Raw genomic sequence first — 14,891 nt, forward strand, 5'->3', positions numbered from 1 at the left:
TCTTTGTTTCAAGCGATTCAATCTCTTTTTTTAAGCTTTTGATCCTTTGACGGATGCTTGTAGTTTAGCTATTTCTGCCATATCTTCTAAGCTTTTAGATGCTAAAACGGTAACATCTCTGCCCATCTTGATAATATCAATCTGACCAACCTTTTGGCGCAAGACTGAAACAACTTCAGAAAGATTTTTTGTCCCTGTCTCTATGCTATCGGTGTATTTTTCTAAATTCTCCAACCTCAAATAGATTGGAGATAAATCCCCATATCGTAGTAAGTTATGGGGGGATTGTATATTTGGATCTATGGAGTATTTAAGCTCTTGTTTTTCGCCATCATATATACGAAGTATACCCTTAAGATCCGTGTTTTTTAAAGTAAGAAAATTATCTTCACAATCAACTTCAAAATCATCTTCAAGAACTAGCTCGTTCCTTCTTCCATCAGAGGTCTCAACTTCAGCATGAATTTTACGATAATCTTCAATTTCCCAAGGAATAACAAACCGAGAAGTTAAAAGACTATACGAAACAGATTTGTCCTGTTCAAAATTACGTTTTACCATTATTTCTTTCTCTTCTCTCTTTGTATATTTTTTCTACGATACGCCTCAGCCCTTGCTCTGTTTCCTGGATTAATCGCATCGTCCAGCTTCCCCCTTACAAAATAGTCAAAAACAGACTTCGTGTACCAGAGGTTTTGAAAGGGAACAGTGGTATTCAGAACTTCCTTCATCAATCCCGCTTGGGCTTTATTCTTCCGTCGGTTGTTCTCAGTAGCAACCCCTAATCTGCCAGCCTGTCCTAGTGCAGGTCCTAAGATATCTCACTTACTTTGCCCACCACCTAAAGGAGAAAACCTCTCATAATGTGTAACGGCATTCACTATCGCTTTGGCGTAATCTCGAGGATCGGTAATATCAAACCGAGGTTCATTCCCAGAGATGAGAGGAACGAGGATATTTTTTATCGGAGGAAGTACTTAGAGAGAGGCGTAGAGAGCGTCACCGTCGGTACTACCTAAAAAACAAAGATAAAATTAAAGAGTTCCAACGTCTGTATCGTCTCAAAAACAAAAATAGAGATAAAGAGAATAGTCGCCAGTATCTAAAAGTTAAAGATAGACTTAAAGATTATCATACGCCAGTATCGCCTAAAAAACAAAGAAAAATACTATAAAAACCAGCACCGCATAAAGTTGCTTCGGCTTTTTTATTTTTAGCTTCGATGCGGGGGCTATACAGATATAGAACAGTATAGACGATATCATCCAATAGGTACGAAAGCTAGGTTAGCTATGGAGATGATGTTGTTTCTTGGGTTAAGACGATCGGATGTTATGAGAGTAGGAAAACAGCATATTAAAGATGGTTTTTTTCCATCCAAACTAAAAAGACAGGAACACATGTTACTATACCAATAGCTGGTACTTTACAAAAGAGTATTGAAGCCACACAGTACACAGGAGAAGTATTCTTAACATCCCCATCAGGTAAAAAGTACGCAAACGAGGAGTCGTTCGGATCATGGTTTAAAAATCAATGCAAAAAAGCAGATTTGCCTAACCAGTGTACAGCACACGGATTAAGAAAAGCGGGGGCAACGATTATGGCGAATGCAGGTGTACGTTCTCATGAATTAATGGCGATGTACGGATGGTCAAAACTCAGTATGGCTGAAGTATACACGAAAGAAGCTGACAAGAAAAAAAATGTCATCAAACGCTATTAAAGTATTGTCAAAAAGCATATAAAAGGTGTGAGAGACATATAAAAAAATAGTGTGAAATCAAAGATGTGAAGATCTAAGATTTAAAGAGTAAGTTATTGATCTTACGGTATTTTAGGACAATGGTGATTATATCTGGGAAAAATGATTTAAAGAACGAAAAATGAATAAAAACACAGGAAATCGATGTCATATATGAAAAAACGATTTAAAAGAAAGAAGATTCTATTTTTCAGCCACCTATTTTTATTGACAGACTTCACATTCCACTCCCGAATCACAGGATGATTGAGGGGTAGATAAAAGTTCACTAGAATTATGATCCATAATAGGAACAGAATTCAATTTGCCATCTACTTCTTTTAGAGTAGATTTTTCAACATGGGTAGCTGATCGTGACCGTAAATAATAAGTAGTTTTTAAACCCATTAGCCAAGATTGACGATAAATAAAATCAAGCTTTTTCCCACTTGGATCAGATAAATACAAATTCAATGATTGTGCTTGGTCAATCCATTTTTGTCTTCGTGAAGCCGCTTTAATCAACCATATTGGATCAATCTCAAAGGCAGTGGCATGCAGTTTTTTAAGATCTTCGGGGATACGCTCTATATTTCCAATACTTCCATCGTAATGTTTTAAATCAGAAATCATTACCTCATCCCAAAGTCCCCTTGCTTTCAAATCATTGACGAGACAAGAATTTACAATAGTAAAATCACCCGACATATTGGACTTAACAAAAAGATTTTGATAGGAGGGTTCAATTGACTGAGATACTCCACAAATATTAGATATTGTTGCAGTAGGTGCAATTGCCATACAATTGGAATTTCTCATACCAACAGATTTTACCCTTTCTCGGAGAACATCCCACCCCAATCGTGAAGATTTATCTATTTCACATTTATCACGGACCTCTTCTAATAATTGGAGGGAATCGATAGGTAAAATTCCTTTTGACCATAGAGAACCTTTAAAGGTAGAATAGGGGCCTCGTTCTTCTGCAAGATTGGTAGAGGCAGATATTGCATGAAAAGAAATAAACTCCATACTTTGATCAGCAAAATCAACAGCCTCAACACTTTCATAAGGAATGCGTAATGCATGTAACGCACTCTGAAAACCCATTAAACCGAGTCCTATAGGGCGATGCTTGCGATTAGAATTTTCTGCTTTCTTAATTGCATATCGATTGACATCAATAACGTTATCAAGCATGCGCACAGCTGTATGAATAGTATTAGCTAACTTATCGTAATCCAGTCCATTTTCAGTAAGATGAGCAGCAAGGTTAATTGATCCGAGATTGCAGACGGCCACTTCATCTTTTGAAATATTTAGCGTAATTTCTGTGCAGAGATTAGAACAAAGTACGTTACCAACGTGTTGCTGAGGAGAACGAATATTGCAAGGGTCTTTAAAGGTTATCCAAGGATGCCCTGTTTCAAACACCATAGTCAGCATTTTACGCCATAAACTAACAGCTGCAATTTTACGGAATAGTTTTATTTCTCCTCGCTCTGCTTTCTTTTCGTAGTTGCTATAAGCTTTTTCGAAATCATGTCCGTATAGATGATGAAGATCGCCTACTTCATCAGGAGAGAATAAAGTCCATTGCTCATTTTTTTCAACTCTTTTCATAAAAAGATCAGGGACCCAATTGGCAGTATTCATATCGTGGGTACGTCTACGATCATCACCTGTATTTTTTCTGAGATTTAAAAATTCTTCAATATCAATATGCCAAGTTTCTAGATAAGCACAGACTGCTCCTTTACGTTTTCCCCCCTGATTAACTGCAACAGCAGTATCATTTGCAACCTTGAGAAAGGGGATTACACCTTGGCTTTTTCCATTTGTTCCTTGAATATGTGATCCAAGACCACGTACGGATGTCCAGTCGTTACCAAGTCCGCCTGAATACTTAGCAAGAAGAGCATTATCTTTTATTGCTTCAAAGATATCGCCTAAATCATCGGGAACAGTTGTAAGGAAACAAGAAGAAAGTTGAGGATGGCGTGTTCCTGCATTAAAAAGTGTTGGAGTGGAACACATAAAATGAAAGGAAGAAATCAGATTATAAAATTCAACAGCTCTTTTTTCTTTTTCAGGCTCTTTTAAAGCAATCCCCATTGCGACACGCATAAAAAATGCTTGGGGCATTTCAAAGCGAGATCCATCCACATGAAGAAAATAACGATCGTAGAGTGTTTGTAATCCGAGGTATTCAAACATGAGGTCACGATCAGGTTTTAAGGCATTTGCCAAATAAGAAAGATCAAATTCTTTCATAGATTCAGCAAGCAAATGAGCTTTAATTCCCTCTTCAATATACTGAAGAAAGTAATTTTTATACAGATTGCTCATTTCTTGGTGGGTAGCTTTTTTAGGAGTTTTATAGATGGCAGTTAAGACTTCACGACGTAATTTATCTAAGAGTAAACGTGTGGTAACTTTTGCGTAGTTTGGCTCTCTTTCAATAAGAGCGCGGGAGGCGAAAACCAAGGCTAGTTCTAGCTCTACTTCACTCATACCATCGTACATATTTTTAATCGTCTCACTTAGAATGAGCTCCAGCGAAACGTCTTGCAAGCCCGCACAGGATTCTTCGATAATCATTTTTAATCTTTTAGAATCCAAAGGAACGAAGGTATCATCATCCATTCTTATTTTTAAATGAGGTGTATCGCTTTTTGAATGTGCTTTTGCGGTACGGATACCAGATCGCTCTTCACGATACAGAACATATTCTCTAGCGACCTTATGATGGTCGTTACGCATTAACGATGCTTCGACCTGATCCTGGATAGCTTCAATGTGTATTATAAGATTAGAACTATACTCGTGTAATAATTTTAAGACAGTTTCCTCGGTCAAAACGTTAACAATATTTCGGACTCGACTCGAGCTAGATGCACTTTTTCCTTCAACAGCTATAAATGCTTTCATAATTGCCCAGCTTATTTTTGAAGGATCAAAGGGAGTGGTTTTTCCATTTCGTCGAATAACTTTAATCCCTTTAACCTTTTCAGGAAATGGATAAGTCAACCAGGAAAATGAATCCTCTTTTTTCAATGTATTCTCGTCTTCAGAGGGGGGATGAAGTTTCATTTTCTAATTCTCTCTTTATTTTAAATGAAGTTTTAAAACCAAAAAAAAGGGGAGATCCTAACAACCAACCAATTTAGGAACCAAGCTTGACTGGTTTCTTGTCAGGGTTGAGTAAGCGATCGAAAAAATCACTTTCTTTTGTTATCGGGACAGTTGTCTCATGTTGATTCGGATTGAATCTTCTATCTTTCAGGCTTTGTATTGAAATCTTGGAAACCAATCCCTCTTTCCCAAAAACGATTTTCAAAACAGTTCTATTTGTGATCGTGGGTCTTAAAAAATGGAATGGAAAAATTTTTTTCTTTTGGGAAACGTAATAAAAAGACTGCATCCCATAGTTATGAGGGTCAAAAATAGTAAAAGAGGGGGATCCAAGAGTCTGAATAACATGTTCGCGGGATGATTGCCTGTGGATCAGAGAAAGAAGAGCTTGATCTAAGACGACGCCACCAACGCTATTATCTTCTCCATGAGATACATGAAGATTGCCCATACTAATGGTTAGGAGTAAAGCAATCAATATTACTTTGTTGAGAAAAAGATGTTTAAAAAGAAAATTATTTAAGAGCAACACTCTTCTCATACCTCCCTGTTGTATAGAATCATAGGAAACGATACTATATAATACCTAACCTAACCATATATAATTGAAAACAAATAATATTGTCCACATATATTATTACGGTATAATTAAGAGGTTTGATTGTGTTGTTTTTAAAGGTTGGCTTAACCATAAGAATGCTTAAAAAATTGCATTGTCCATAAAATATTAATAAAATCAATCTACAAAAAATCAAGGCACTTTAAATTATGGCGAAGACAGATGGAAAAAATTTTTCATATTGCGTGAGCATTCAGTCCGTTCCGATAAATATGAAAATCGAAGCGAATAGGTTGGATTGTCAAAAATTAGCAGAAGAATGGGATGTGCTCTCAGTCGATAATTTGTGTGCTGATGTCAAACTTTTTAGTTGGAAAAAAGGGGGGATTCGCTTGTCAGGTAAGGTATGTGCAACGATTGTGCAGGCTTGCGTAATCACACTTGATCCCCTTCTATTAAAAATAGAAGAATCTTTAGGGTGTATTTTTGTACCATCTTCGTCAAAGTTCTTGTATCCAAATGGTGATACTTCTGGTAAAAAAAGCGTTGTTGAAGTACGAGAGCTTGATATTCTACCCTTTTCAAAGGATGGAATAATTGATATTGGTGCGGTAGTTGCTGACTTTATAGCGGTGGCAATCGATCCCTATCCCAAAAAAGAAGGTATCCTATTTTCTGATATATATGATAATAACTAATTCAAATGCCGTTTAGTATTTTTGGGGATAATCTAATAAGGTAAGGTAAAAAGGATTTTAAAATAATAAATGTCGTATATTTTGGAATTGTTTTAATGTCTATGAGAAGGGATAACAATGAATCAAAATGGATGTTTTGAGAATGAGTGCTAACTGTATAATTTCTCTTGATCTCATGGGGGGAGATTTAGGAGCAAAGGATCTTATTCCAGGGGCGTCTAGATTTCTTGAAGCTAATCCTGAAGTTCGTTTTTTAATGTATGGAGATGAAAAAGTTTGTTTGCCGATTTTGGATTCTTATGCAAAATTAAAGCAGAATAGCTCGTTTCATCATTGTGACGTCTCTATCGCTATGGATGAGAGGCCGGCGGATGCGTTACGAAGAGGTCGCAATGTATCTAGTATGTGGTGTGCTATAGAAGCTGTAAAGAAAAAAAAAGCAACAGCTGTTGTAACGGCTGGGAATACTGGCGCATTAATTGCTATGGCAAGGTTATGCTTGAGTAAGATAAGTGGTGTTGATCGCCCATCACTTGCGGCATTTTGGCCAACTTTTCAAGGAAAATGCATTATATTAGATGTTGGGGCTACTATCGGCTCTACTGTATCGCATATGATACAGCTTTCAATTTTAGGTAGCGTTCTTGCGCGATCTGCGCTAGGAATAGAATGCCCTTCCGTGGGATTGCTGAATGTTGGGACGGAGGAAACAAAAGGGCATAATGTTCTTCAAGAATCAGGACGTTTATTGCGTGAAGAGTATTGTGGTGATTTTAAATATAAGGGCTTTGTTGAAGCTAGCGATATTTCTAAAGGTTTAGTTGATGTCGTTGTGACAGAAGGCTTTTCTGGAAATATTGCAATTAAATCTGCAGAGGGAGCTGTTCGTCATATTTCGGGAGTTTTGAAAAAGTCTTTAAATCGGACGTTATTTTCTCGAATTGGTTGTCTTTTAATTAGACGTGCTTTGCAAGAGGTAAAAGAAGGATTTGATCCAGGTAATTTTAATGGAGGAGTCCTTCTAGGTGTTGATGGGCTAGTTGTAAAAGGACATGGGAGTAGTAATGCTAAGTCTATATTTAATGTATTAGGGATTGCTCGGAATATGTCTCGGAACGGTTTTATAGATATGGTAAAGGTTGATATGCAGCGAATGCGAGATAATTCGTTGAATGTTACTGGAAAGACCATTTTGTCAGATTATGGAAGAAAGCAAAAAGTATGATTCGTTCTGTTGTACGGGGATTTGGCTCATCTCTTCCAAAAAAAGTGTTGTCGAATGCCGATTTAGAGAGTATTATTGATACCTCTGACGATTGGATTAGAAGACGTGTTGGTATTAGTCAGCGTCACATTGCTGGAAAAGGTGAAACAACGGCTTCTCTTGGAGAGGCTGCTGCTCGTGATGCTTTATATCAAGCAAAAATGAATGCAGATGATATTGATTTGATAATTTTAGCTACATCTACTCCAGATCAAACTTTTCCTGCAACTGCTGTGAATGTTCAAAATCGTTTAGGGATGAAAAAAGGTTTTGCATTCGATATTCAGGCTGTTTGCTCTGGATTTCTTTATGCAATTACTACGGCGGATGCTTATATACGTTCGGGAGTTGTACAGCGTGTTATGGTGATTGGAGCTGATACTTTTTCGCGTATTATTGATTGGTCTGATCGTTCTACTTGCATTTTATTTGGTGATGGTGCAGGATCTTTAATCCTTGAGGCAACGCAAGTTCAAAGTTCTGATTCTGATATAGGAATATTGTCGACATATTTATACTCTGATGGTTCACACATTGAGAAATTGCACGTAGATGGTGGTCCCTCTACTTCTGGGACCGTTGGATATGTTCGTATGAAGGGGAGAGAAGTTTTTAAATATGCAGTCGAATCAGCTGCTGAGTTGATAAAAAAAGTTTTAGATTCTTCTAATTTAACAATTGCGGATATTGATTGGTTTGTTCCTCATCAGGCCAATCTGCGTATTATAAATAGCATATCGGAAAGAATGAATATTTCTTCTGATAAGGTAATTGTTACGGTGGATATACATGGCAATACTTCTGCTGCATCTATTCCTCTTGCTTTATCTGTGGCTGTCAAGGAAGGGCGGATTAAAAAAGGGGATTGTCTTTTGTTAGAGGCCATGGGTGGGGGATTTACTTCAGGCGCTGTCTTGTTGCGTTGGTAAATTGAAATTCTATTATCTTGGAAGTATTGTTTTTTTTGGCGTGGATAGTTACAAATAAATGGATGGTGTGTTATGAACAAAACTATAACCCGGTCAGATTTGGCCAAATCTATTTCAAAAAATTTTGGTCTTTCTAGAAAGGATTCTACATTTTTTGTTACGACAGTATTTAATGAAATTTGTGATTCTGCTGCTCGTGGAGAAGCAATAAAAATTTCTTCTTTTGCTACTTTTCGTGTAAGAAAAAAAGGTCCACGGGTTGGTCGTAATTTACAAACTAATCAAGAGGTTATGATTGGATCACGTCGCGTAATGGTTTTTAAGGCGTCTGATGTTCTGAAGAAGAGAATTATGGATGAGCTTGATAACCTTGAATGTAAAGAAGAAGATCTTGTTCAACAATGAAAAATTCAACGTTAGTAGATTGTTTTTTTTCTTATGATTATTCAAGTTATAAGGTCTTTAAAATTATTTTAAATTTATATTGGGTGTCGTTTTTTTGAACAGTAATATATCGGGTTCGCACTCGAAATAAATGCATGAAGAATTCTTGATGATAGCAGATAGTTTTAATGTATTGTTTGCTGTTTAATATTTATTTTGGCATAAATATCACTATTGATATGTTTATAAAGAAATAGGTATTTACGTTTATGAAAAGTATAGTGTTTTTAAAATATAAATATTTTATTGTGACAGTATGGTTAGTTTTATTTTTTGCTCTAAAGCGCACTGAGAATGTCTATAAGCATACTTATAGATAAATTTTTTAATATTTCGCAAGAAGGGAATAATAATATTCCTGAATAAAAAAAAATATGTCGCATGAGCATGCTATACTCTCAAAGAGTGTGGGATACTCATTTTTTTACCATTCGCCTATTAAGACAAATGGTAGTATCGTTTCTTTTCTTTATATTTTTCAAACACTGATTTTTTTGAAATAAAAATACGTTGCTTATATGATAAATTACAAAGAAGACTTCTGGGTTAATATGGTTGATTCATAGCGTTCATGGACATATTCCCAATTTATAAGATGGGAAACAAAGTTTTCTACATAACTGCTACGCTTATATTGAAAATCTAAATAGTAAGCATGTTCCCATACATCTATACCAAGGATAGGTGTTGCTCCATTGATAAGAGGATTTTCGGCATTTTGGGTTTTCGATATTTCTAATTTTCCATTTTTAACAGATAACCATGTCCAGCCAGATGCAAACTGTGTACAAGCGGCTGTGATAAAATCAGATTTAAATTTCTCGTAGCTTCCAAAATTAGAATTGATAGCATCACTCAGGACTTGAGGTATTTTTTCTCCTCCGCCATTTTTTTTCATACATAACCAAAAAAGATTGTGATTATAGTATTGGGATGCGTTGTTAAAGAGTCCAGCATTAGAACCATATGATTTTATTATGATCTCTTCAAGTGGTGAATGTAACATTTCGGCATCGGACGCAAGTTTCAACGCATTGTCAGCATAAGTCTTATGATGCACACCATGGTGGTATTTAAGAGTTTCTGGTGACATATACGGAGAAAGAGCATCGTAATCATAGGGTAGATTTGGCAATTCAAAGGCCATACATTTTTACTCCAGTTTATCTACTATTCAAAAACAATAACAGAGAGGATTTTGGTATATGGTATCAAATAATTATTTTTCAAATTTAAAACAATTCTGAAAAATAAAAATATCATTGTTCGTAGATTACCATAACAATATAGTGTAAGATTACTAGATGCAGGATTATAAAGCAAGATCAAAATCAGAAGAAAGGCTATTAAAGCTATCCATTGGTGTCACGATTCTCATGGCATCAGCGAATTTGATTGTTGGGATCATTACAGATTCTTCGTCGATTGTTTTTGATGGCTTTTATTCATATCTAGATGCGGGGATGACAACGCTATCTTTATTAGTTGTCAGGCTCATATCGCGGGATACTTTAGAAGTAGATAACGGTGAGAGAAAAAGATATTTCCAATTTGGTTTTTGGCATTTTGAGCCGATGGTTTTGGCTTTTAATTCTATTGTTTTAATTTGTGTAACGTTTTATGAATTCATTATTTCTATTTTGAACATCATTTCTGGTGGGCATAATATTGATTTTGAAAAAGCTGTCCTTTACTCTATTGTGGCATCAATTATCTGTTTTATTATGGGACTATATGAACGGCGATGTAATAAACATATAAAATCTGATTTTATAGCACTAGATGCTAAGGCTTGGATTGTTGCAGGATTGCTCTTATTGGCTATTGTCTTCGCTTTTATATGCGGAATATTGCTCAAAAGTAGCGCATATCATTGGATCGTTTTTTATGTTGATTCAATTGTTTTAATGGGGATTTGTTTGTTTATTATCCCATCGGCGATTTATACGATGAAGTGTGCGACATTTGAAATATTTCAGATGACTCCGCCCGAACTTGATTTGCAAGTGAGAGAGGTTCTTTATCCGATTGTCATTCGCCATGGATTTCTTGATTTTTATACATATGTTACCAAGACTGGTCGTGCTCGCGTTATAGAAATATATTTGATTGTTCCCTTGCATTATCCAATTAAGCGAATTTCATCTCTTGATGCAATAAGATATGAAATAGGAGAGGCTATTGGTGGCTTGGGAGAGGAAAGATGGCTTACAATTTCATTTACATCGCAAAAAAGGTGGGCAATTTAGCGGTTTGCAGGATGTTTCTTCGAAAAATTTACCATTTTTTTAAAAATCTTAGGCAGGCATTCTAAAGCTTTAAATTAATCTGCTTCATCCTTTGATAATGGTATGTGCCAAAGATATTCCTATACTATAATTATTTTCTCTATTGTCTGAGTAATGCTTATATTTATTCTATCTATTGCATTTCTATTTCTTATCTCAGTAAGTGAAAAGCGCATATTAACAATTGGGAGAAGGACTCCGTGCTTTTGCAAGCGTGTTGATTAAGAAGAGTGAGCGTTCTTCTTATGAATGCAAAAGATGGGTCTTTGTCGCTAGAAAGAGGAGTGGTGCGGAATTGTCCGCTTGGTCTTAATAGGGCGAAGTTTTTAGCTTTTTTTGTGTGGAGGGGATTATCGCCAACAAAAAGGAATAGAAGAGATTTTTAATCTTCTCAACACTTCAAAAGGTCTTGCTTCATTTATTAAAACGAGCGGTGCAATAACCGCTTCCCTTTCTGCCATCATCTACGCACTCTATAATCTCAAGAATTGGATTAAAGGATGATGGAGTCGTTTCTTGCAGGGTGGCCTATTTAGTGCTCTTCGTTTTTTTCCATCTGTATTTGATGGTGTATTAGAATATCTGATGCAAAAACAATCGATTGAATACGATAAAATGAAGCCTGAGCAAACCAGGATTCAAAGTGCTACTTAGCTAGATCTTGCAGATATTAAATTGGGGATTGAAGAACTTAAAGTCGATCAGCCAATCAGATTAGCAAGAATAAAAGCTCAAAAGGTCAAGAGTGGTGTTAAATGGATTGATGGCTTTAACGCCTTAATCCGTCCTCTCACAACCTTTTTTTGGATTATTGTTTTCCGTTATTGGTCTGGTGGAGTGTGAAAGGGGGCATCTTTGACAGAAGCCCCCTTTCGATCCTAAGCCCATTTGAACAAGATATTATAGCTTGTATCCTAGGTTTCTGGTGCACAGATAAAATTGTGCAGAAGAAACGGGGTTAGTTAGCTTTAGTCACTGAATTACCAGTTATTGCAGCTATTTCAGGTGATGTATCATCATCTTCTTCTTTAGCTACTCCAACTAGTTTAGGTGCTTCAGCTGGTTTAGCTTTAGCTTCGTCAGCTATTCTTTTTTCTTCAGCTTTTCTTTTTTCTTCAGCTTTTCTTGCATCATCAGCTGCTTTAGCTTCGTCAGCTATTCTTTTTTCTTCAGCTTTTCTTTGTTTCTTCAGCTTTTCTTGCATCATCAGCTGCTTTAGATTCTCCAGCTGGTTTAGCTGCTTTAGCTACTTCAGCTACTTTATTTGCCGATTCTACTGCTTTAGATTTCGTCTTATTACAACCACCTAAGGAAATGGCTGTTGATAGCATTGCAACTGTAGAAATTAAACTTAGCTTTTTCATATTTATGTTGTTTCCTAATATACGCAACATCGTTGTTCGTATTTTAATCTAATTTAATGTAAATATATATTAGCTAACACCTATAAACCTATAAATTGCGCGAGTCAATACCAGATTACATCTTTTAATTGATTTGGTTAAGGGATTTGAAGGCTTAAGACTGAACGCCTATCGATGTCCCGCTGTCATTTGGACTATCGGTTATGGACATACTGGATCTGATGTTTTTGAGAAACTGAACAATAAGTAGATGATTTTCTTAAATGGGATGTTTCGAAGTGCTTAAGCCAAGTATTTACCGTTTCTCCGATTCTTATTCATGCTGGTGAAAACCGCATATCAGCAATTGGAGATTTTGTTTTTAATCTTGGAATAAGAAGATATCGAGCTAGCACTTTGAGATGGAGAAAGAACTAGAAGAATTTGAGATCAAACCCGAGAACACCAATAATGTGCATCTTCGTGGGTTTAACCATTGCAATCATGCTCTATCTAGTTTTCCCGAAAGATCCAGACGATCCAAATCCAGCTTAAAAATATTAAATAATCTGATACCTAAAAGGTGCGGGGTTGCAATAAAGAAAACATGGTAGAATCAACGCCCTATATATTCGGGGTTATGGGTTGTTAAGCCATTGATTTAACTGTTATATTTTATTCCTTATTCCAATATTTTAGAGGATCGCTCATTAACCAAGTGAACCAACCTTCATCTTCATGATTTTTTTCACTTTTGGAATCTTGTTTCGTTATTTCCTTGTTGATATTTTCTGACGTGGTTGGAGTGATTTTAATACCGTTCTCTGTATCCTTATCCTCATGAGCCACATTTTCGTTTTTATTATTAGAGAGGGTCTTAACTGCTTGAGACGGTAAAGCTAGAGTTTGTTCGTTTCCTAGCGTAGATTCTTTTGAAGACTGATTATCATTTAAAGGTTCTCTTTAATATTTGAGCTATCTCTGCTCCTAGCGTAGATTCTTTTGAAGAATGACAATCTTTTGAACCAACCTTCCTTTTCATGATTTTTTTCACTTTTGGAATTTTGTTTCGTTATTTCCTTGTTGATATTTTCTGACGTGGTTGGAGTGATTTTACTACCGTTCTCTGTATCCTTATCCTCATGAGCCACATTTTCGTTTTTATTATTAGAGAGGGTCTTAACTGCTTGAGACGGTAAAGCTGGAGTTTGTTCGTTTCCTAGCGTAGATTCTGTTGAAGACTGATTATCATTTAACGGTCCTCTTGGTATTTGAGCTATCTCCGCAGGAGTGATATAAGATTCAGATTCTAACCCATCACAACTACTTAACAACACAGATGATGATAACAGTACGGAAGTTAATGCATTTTTTTTTGACATCATAAATAAATTCTTTGGTTTTAATAAATTAATAAAAATACGTTGGCACATTAAAATATGACAGAGTGTAAGAGTTCAACAATTTGGAGTCTTATATTTTATCTGATCGCTTTTGATATTAATGATTCACTCTCGATATGCGTTAACGTTTACTTAACAACACAGATGATGATAACAGTACGGAAGTTAATGCACTTTTTTTGACATCATAAATAAATTCTTTGGTTTTAATAAATTAATAAAAATACGTTGGCACATTAAAATATGATAGAGTGTAAGAGTTCAACAATTTGGAGTCTTATATTTTATCTGACCACTTTTGATACTAATGATTCACTCTCGATATGCGTTAACGTTGCCAATTTCCACGTAATTATTGATCAAGTACCACTTATAGATTGTTTTAGTCAATACAATGACAGATCTTTTAATTGATTTAATCAAAAGATTTGAGGGGCTTCGCCTATCGGCTTACCGATGTTCTGCTGGAGTGTGGACTATTGGTTATGGCCATACTAGATGTATTGCTAAAGGATTGCTAATCACTGAACAACAAGCGAATACTCTTTTGCTTCAAAACATTTCTAAAACTATCAATCAAGCCTTGGTTATATCTTCGATTTTAGCAGAAGCGGGAGAGAATAGACTTTCAGCTATATGTTATTTCATTTTTAATATTGGAGTTGGTCGATATAAAATACTCCACTCTTCGAAGATGTGTTGATGCAGAAGAGTGATATGAAGCCTCAATGCACAAGATGGATTTATGTAGGAGGGTCCAAAAACTTAGAGGATTGGTGTTGAGAAGAGAGGTTGAGGCGGGGTGCGGATACATAGTTAGTCGCACCTTCTAAAAGGCAAGACTATATCTTGTAAAAAAAATCATTAAATCAATTATTTGCATTATCAGGTGGCTCCCCGGGCCGGATTCGAACCGGCGACCTGTCGATAACAGTCGAATGCTCTACCGCTGAGCTACCAGGGAAAATGATAAACCTTATAAAAAGCATAGTTAAGAATTAATGTCTACTGACTTTAAATCTAAATTTCATTACACGACAATTGCAAGAATTACATGACAGTGTCAAGAGTCATAATCAGAATA

At 35.9% G+C, this 14,891-nt stretch carries 17 protein-coding genes, 1 tRNA gene and 1 pseudogene; 10 read left to right on the forward strand and 9 right to left on the reverse strand.

Annotated features, from left to right (window positions below; translation table 11 throughout):
• Positions 1 to 30: 30 nt before the first annotated feature.
• Positions 31 to 561: a hypothetical protein gene (locus tag CKC_RS02730; RefSeq protein ID WP_013461964.1), complete on the reverse strand. Its 531-nt coding sequence runs from the start codon at positions 559 to 561 to the stop codon at positions 31 to 33.
• Positions 561 to 731, reverse strand: a complete 171-nt coding sequence (locus tag CKC_RS06120) for a hypothetical protein (RefSeq protein WP_013461965.1) — start codon at positions 729 to 731, stop codon at positions 561 to 563. The genes CKC_RS02730 and CKC_RS06120 overlap by 1 nt, the downstream gene beginning before the upstream one ends.
• A 707-nt stretch (positions 732 to 1,438) precedes the next feature.
• On the opposite strand from CKC_RS06120, the gene CKC_RS05935 reads away from it, so the two are divergent.
• Positions 1,439 to 1,726: a tyrosine-type recombinase/integrase gene (locus tag CKC_RS05935; RefSeq protein WP_244391996.1), complete on the forward strand. Its 288-nt coding sequence runs from the start codon at positions 1,439 to 1,441 to the stop codon at positions 1,724 to 1,726.
• Positions 1,727 to 1,969: 243 nt separating this feature from the next.
• On the opposite strand, the gene CKC_RS02740 is transcribed toward CKC_RS05935, so the two are convergent.
• Both CKC_RS02740 and bamE read right to left on the reverse strand, forming a co-directional pair.
• Positions 1,970 to 4,837 (reverse strand): ribonucleoside-diphosphate reductase subunit alpha, encoded by a 2,868-nt coding sequence (locus tag CKC_RS02740; RefSeq protein ID WP_044054091.1) that lies wholly within the window; start codon positions 4,835 to 4,837, stop codon positions 1,970 to 1,972.
• Between the two features lie 73 nt (positions 4,838 to 4,910).
• Entirely contained in the window at positions 4,911 to 5,420 is a 510-nt protein-coding gene (gene bamE, locus CKC_RS02745) for an outer membrane protein assembly factor BamE domain-containing protein (RefSeq protein WP_044054093.1), read from the reverse strand.
• 227 nt (positions 5,421 to 5,647) lie between these two features.
• Between bamE and CKC_RS02750 the strand changes: the two genes are divergently transcribed.
• The 4 genes from CKC_RS02750 to CKC_RS02765 all read left to right on the forward strand — a co-directional run bounded on the left by CKC_RS02750 (position 5,648) and on the right by CKC_RS02765 (position 8,734).
• Positions 5,648 to 6,136, forward strand: a complete 489-nt coding sequence (locus CKC_RS02750; protein ID WP_013461971.1) for a YceD family protein — start codon at positions 5,648 to 5,650, stop codon at positions 6,134 to 6,136.
• A 142-nt stretch (positions 6,137 to 6,278) separates the two neighbouring features.
• Entirely contained in the window at positions 6,279 to 7,361 is a 1,083-nt protein-coding gene (gene plsX, locus CKC_RS02755) for a phosphate acyltransferase PlsX (protein ID WP_193345358.1), read from the forward strand.
• Positions 7,358 to 8,329: a beta-ketoacyl-ACP synthase III gene (locus CKC_RS02760; RefSeq protein ID WP_013461973.1), complete on the forward strand. Its 972-nt coding sequence runs from the start codon at positions 7,358 to 7,360 to the stop codon at positions 8,327 to 8,329. Before plsX ends, CKC_RS02760 begins: the two co-directional genes overlap by 4 nt.
• Positions 8,330 to 8,401: 72 nt before the next feature.
• Complete coding sequence (locus CKC_RS02765; protein ID WP_013461974.1) at positions 8,402 to 8,734, forward strand: integration host factor subunit alpha; 333 nt, start codon at positions 8,402 to 8,404, stop codon at positions 8,732 to 8,734.
• 565 nt (positions 8,735 to 9,299) lie between these two features.
• Here the strand turns inward: CKC_RS02765 and CKC_RS02770 are convergent.
• Positions 9,300 to 9,920: a superoxide dismutase gene (locus CKC_RS02770; protein WP_013461975.1), complete on the reverse strand. Its 621-nt coding sequence runs from the start codon at positions 9,918 to 9,920 to the stop codon at positions 9,300 to 9,302.
• Between the two features lie 157 nt (positions 9,921 to 10,077).
• Between CKC_RS02770 and CKC_RS02775 the strand changes: the two genes are divergently transcribed.
• From CKC_RS02775 to CKC_RS02780, 3 genes and pseudogenes are all read left to right on the forward strand, one after another.
• Entirely contained in the window at positions 10,078 to 11,022 is a 945-nt protein-coding gene (locus tag CKC_RS02775; protein WP_013461976.1) for a cation diffusion facilitator family transporter, read from the forward strand.
• A gap of 375 nt (positions 11,023 to 11,397) precedes the next feature.
• Positions 11,398 to 11,565, forward strand: coding sequence for a hypothetical protein (locus CKC_RS06125; protein WP_013461977.1), 168 nt, complete (start codon positions 11,398 to 11,400; stop codon positions 11,563 to 11,565).
• Positions 11,566 to 11,646: 81 nt separating this feature from the next.
• Positions 11,647 to 12,023 (forward strand): annotated as a pseudogene (locus CKC_RS02780) (hypothetical protein).
• Here the strand turns inward: CKC_RS02780 and CKC_RS02785 are convergent.
• Together CKC_RS02785 and CKC_RS02790 are read right to left on the reverse strand one after the other, a co-directional pair.
• The gene (locus CKC_RS02785; RefSeq protein ID WP_143827766.1) at positions 12,020 to 12,268 is read right to left on the reverse strand and encodes a hypothetical protein; all 249 of its coding nucleotides are present in this window, start codon (positions 12,266 to 12,268) and stop codon (positions 12,020 to 12,022) included. The pseudogene CKC_RS02780 and the gene CKC_RS02785 overlap by 4 nt on opposite strands.
• Positions 12,231 to 12,425, reverse strand: a complete 195-nt coding sequence (locus CKC_RS02790; RefSeq protein WP_013461982.1) for a small effector proten — start codon at positions 12,423 to 12,425, stop codon at positions 12,231 to 12,233. The genes CKC_RS02785 and CKC_RS02790 overlap by 38 nt, the downstream gene beginning before the upstream one ends.
• A gap of 133 nt (positions 12,426 to 12,558) precedes the next feature.
• On the opposite strand from CKC_RS02790, the gene CKC_RS06455 reads away from it, so the two are divergent.
• Entirely contained in the window at positions 12,559 to 12,675 is a 117-nt protein-coding gene (locus tag CKC_RS06455) for a glycoside hydrolase family protein (protein WP_407059606.1), read from the forward strand.
• Between the two features lie 679 nt (positions 12,676 to 13,354).
• On the opposite strand, the gene CKC_RS02795 is transcribed toward CKC_RS06455, so the two are convergent.
• On the reverse strand, positions 13,355 to 13,789 hold the full coding sequence (locus CKC_RS02795; protein ID WP_013461984.1) for a hypothetical protein: 435 nt from the start codon (positions 13,787 to 13,789) through the stop codon (positions 13,355 to 13,357).
• 412 nt (positions 13,790 to 14,201) lie between these two features.
• Between CKC_RS02795 and CKC_RS02800 the strand changes: the two genes are divergently transcribed.
• The gene (locus CKC_RS02800; protein ID WP_013461985.1) at positions 14,202 to 14,510 is read left to right on the forward strand and encodes a lysozyme; all 309 of its coding nucleotides are present in this window, start codon (positions 14,202 to 14,204) and stop codon (positions 14,508 to 14,510) included.
• A 187-nt stretch (positions 14,511 to 14,697) separates the two neighbouring features.
• Here CKC_RS02800 and CKC_RS02805 read toward each other — a convergent pair.
• A tRNA-OTHER gene (locus CKC_RS02805) sits at positions 14,698 to 14,771 on the reverse strand.
• Between the last annotated feature and the right edge of the window lie 120 nt (positions 14,772 to 14,891).

It is taken from the genome of Candidatus Liberibacter solanacearum CLso-ZC1 (assembly GCF_000183665.1).
In the GTDB taxonomy this organism is placed as follows: Bacteria; Pseudomonadota; Alphaproteobacteria; order Rhizobiales; family Rhizobiaceae; genus Liberibacter; species Liberibacter solanacearum.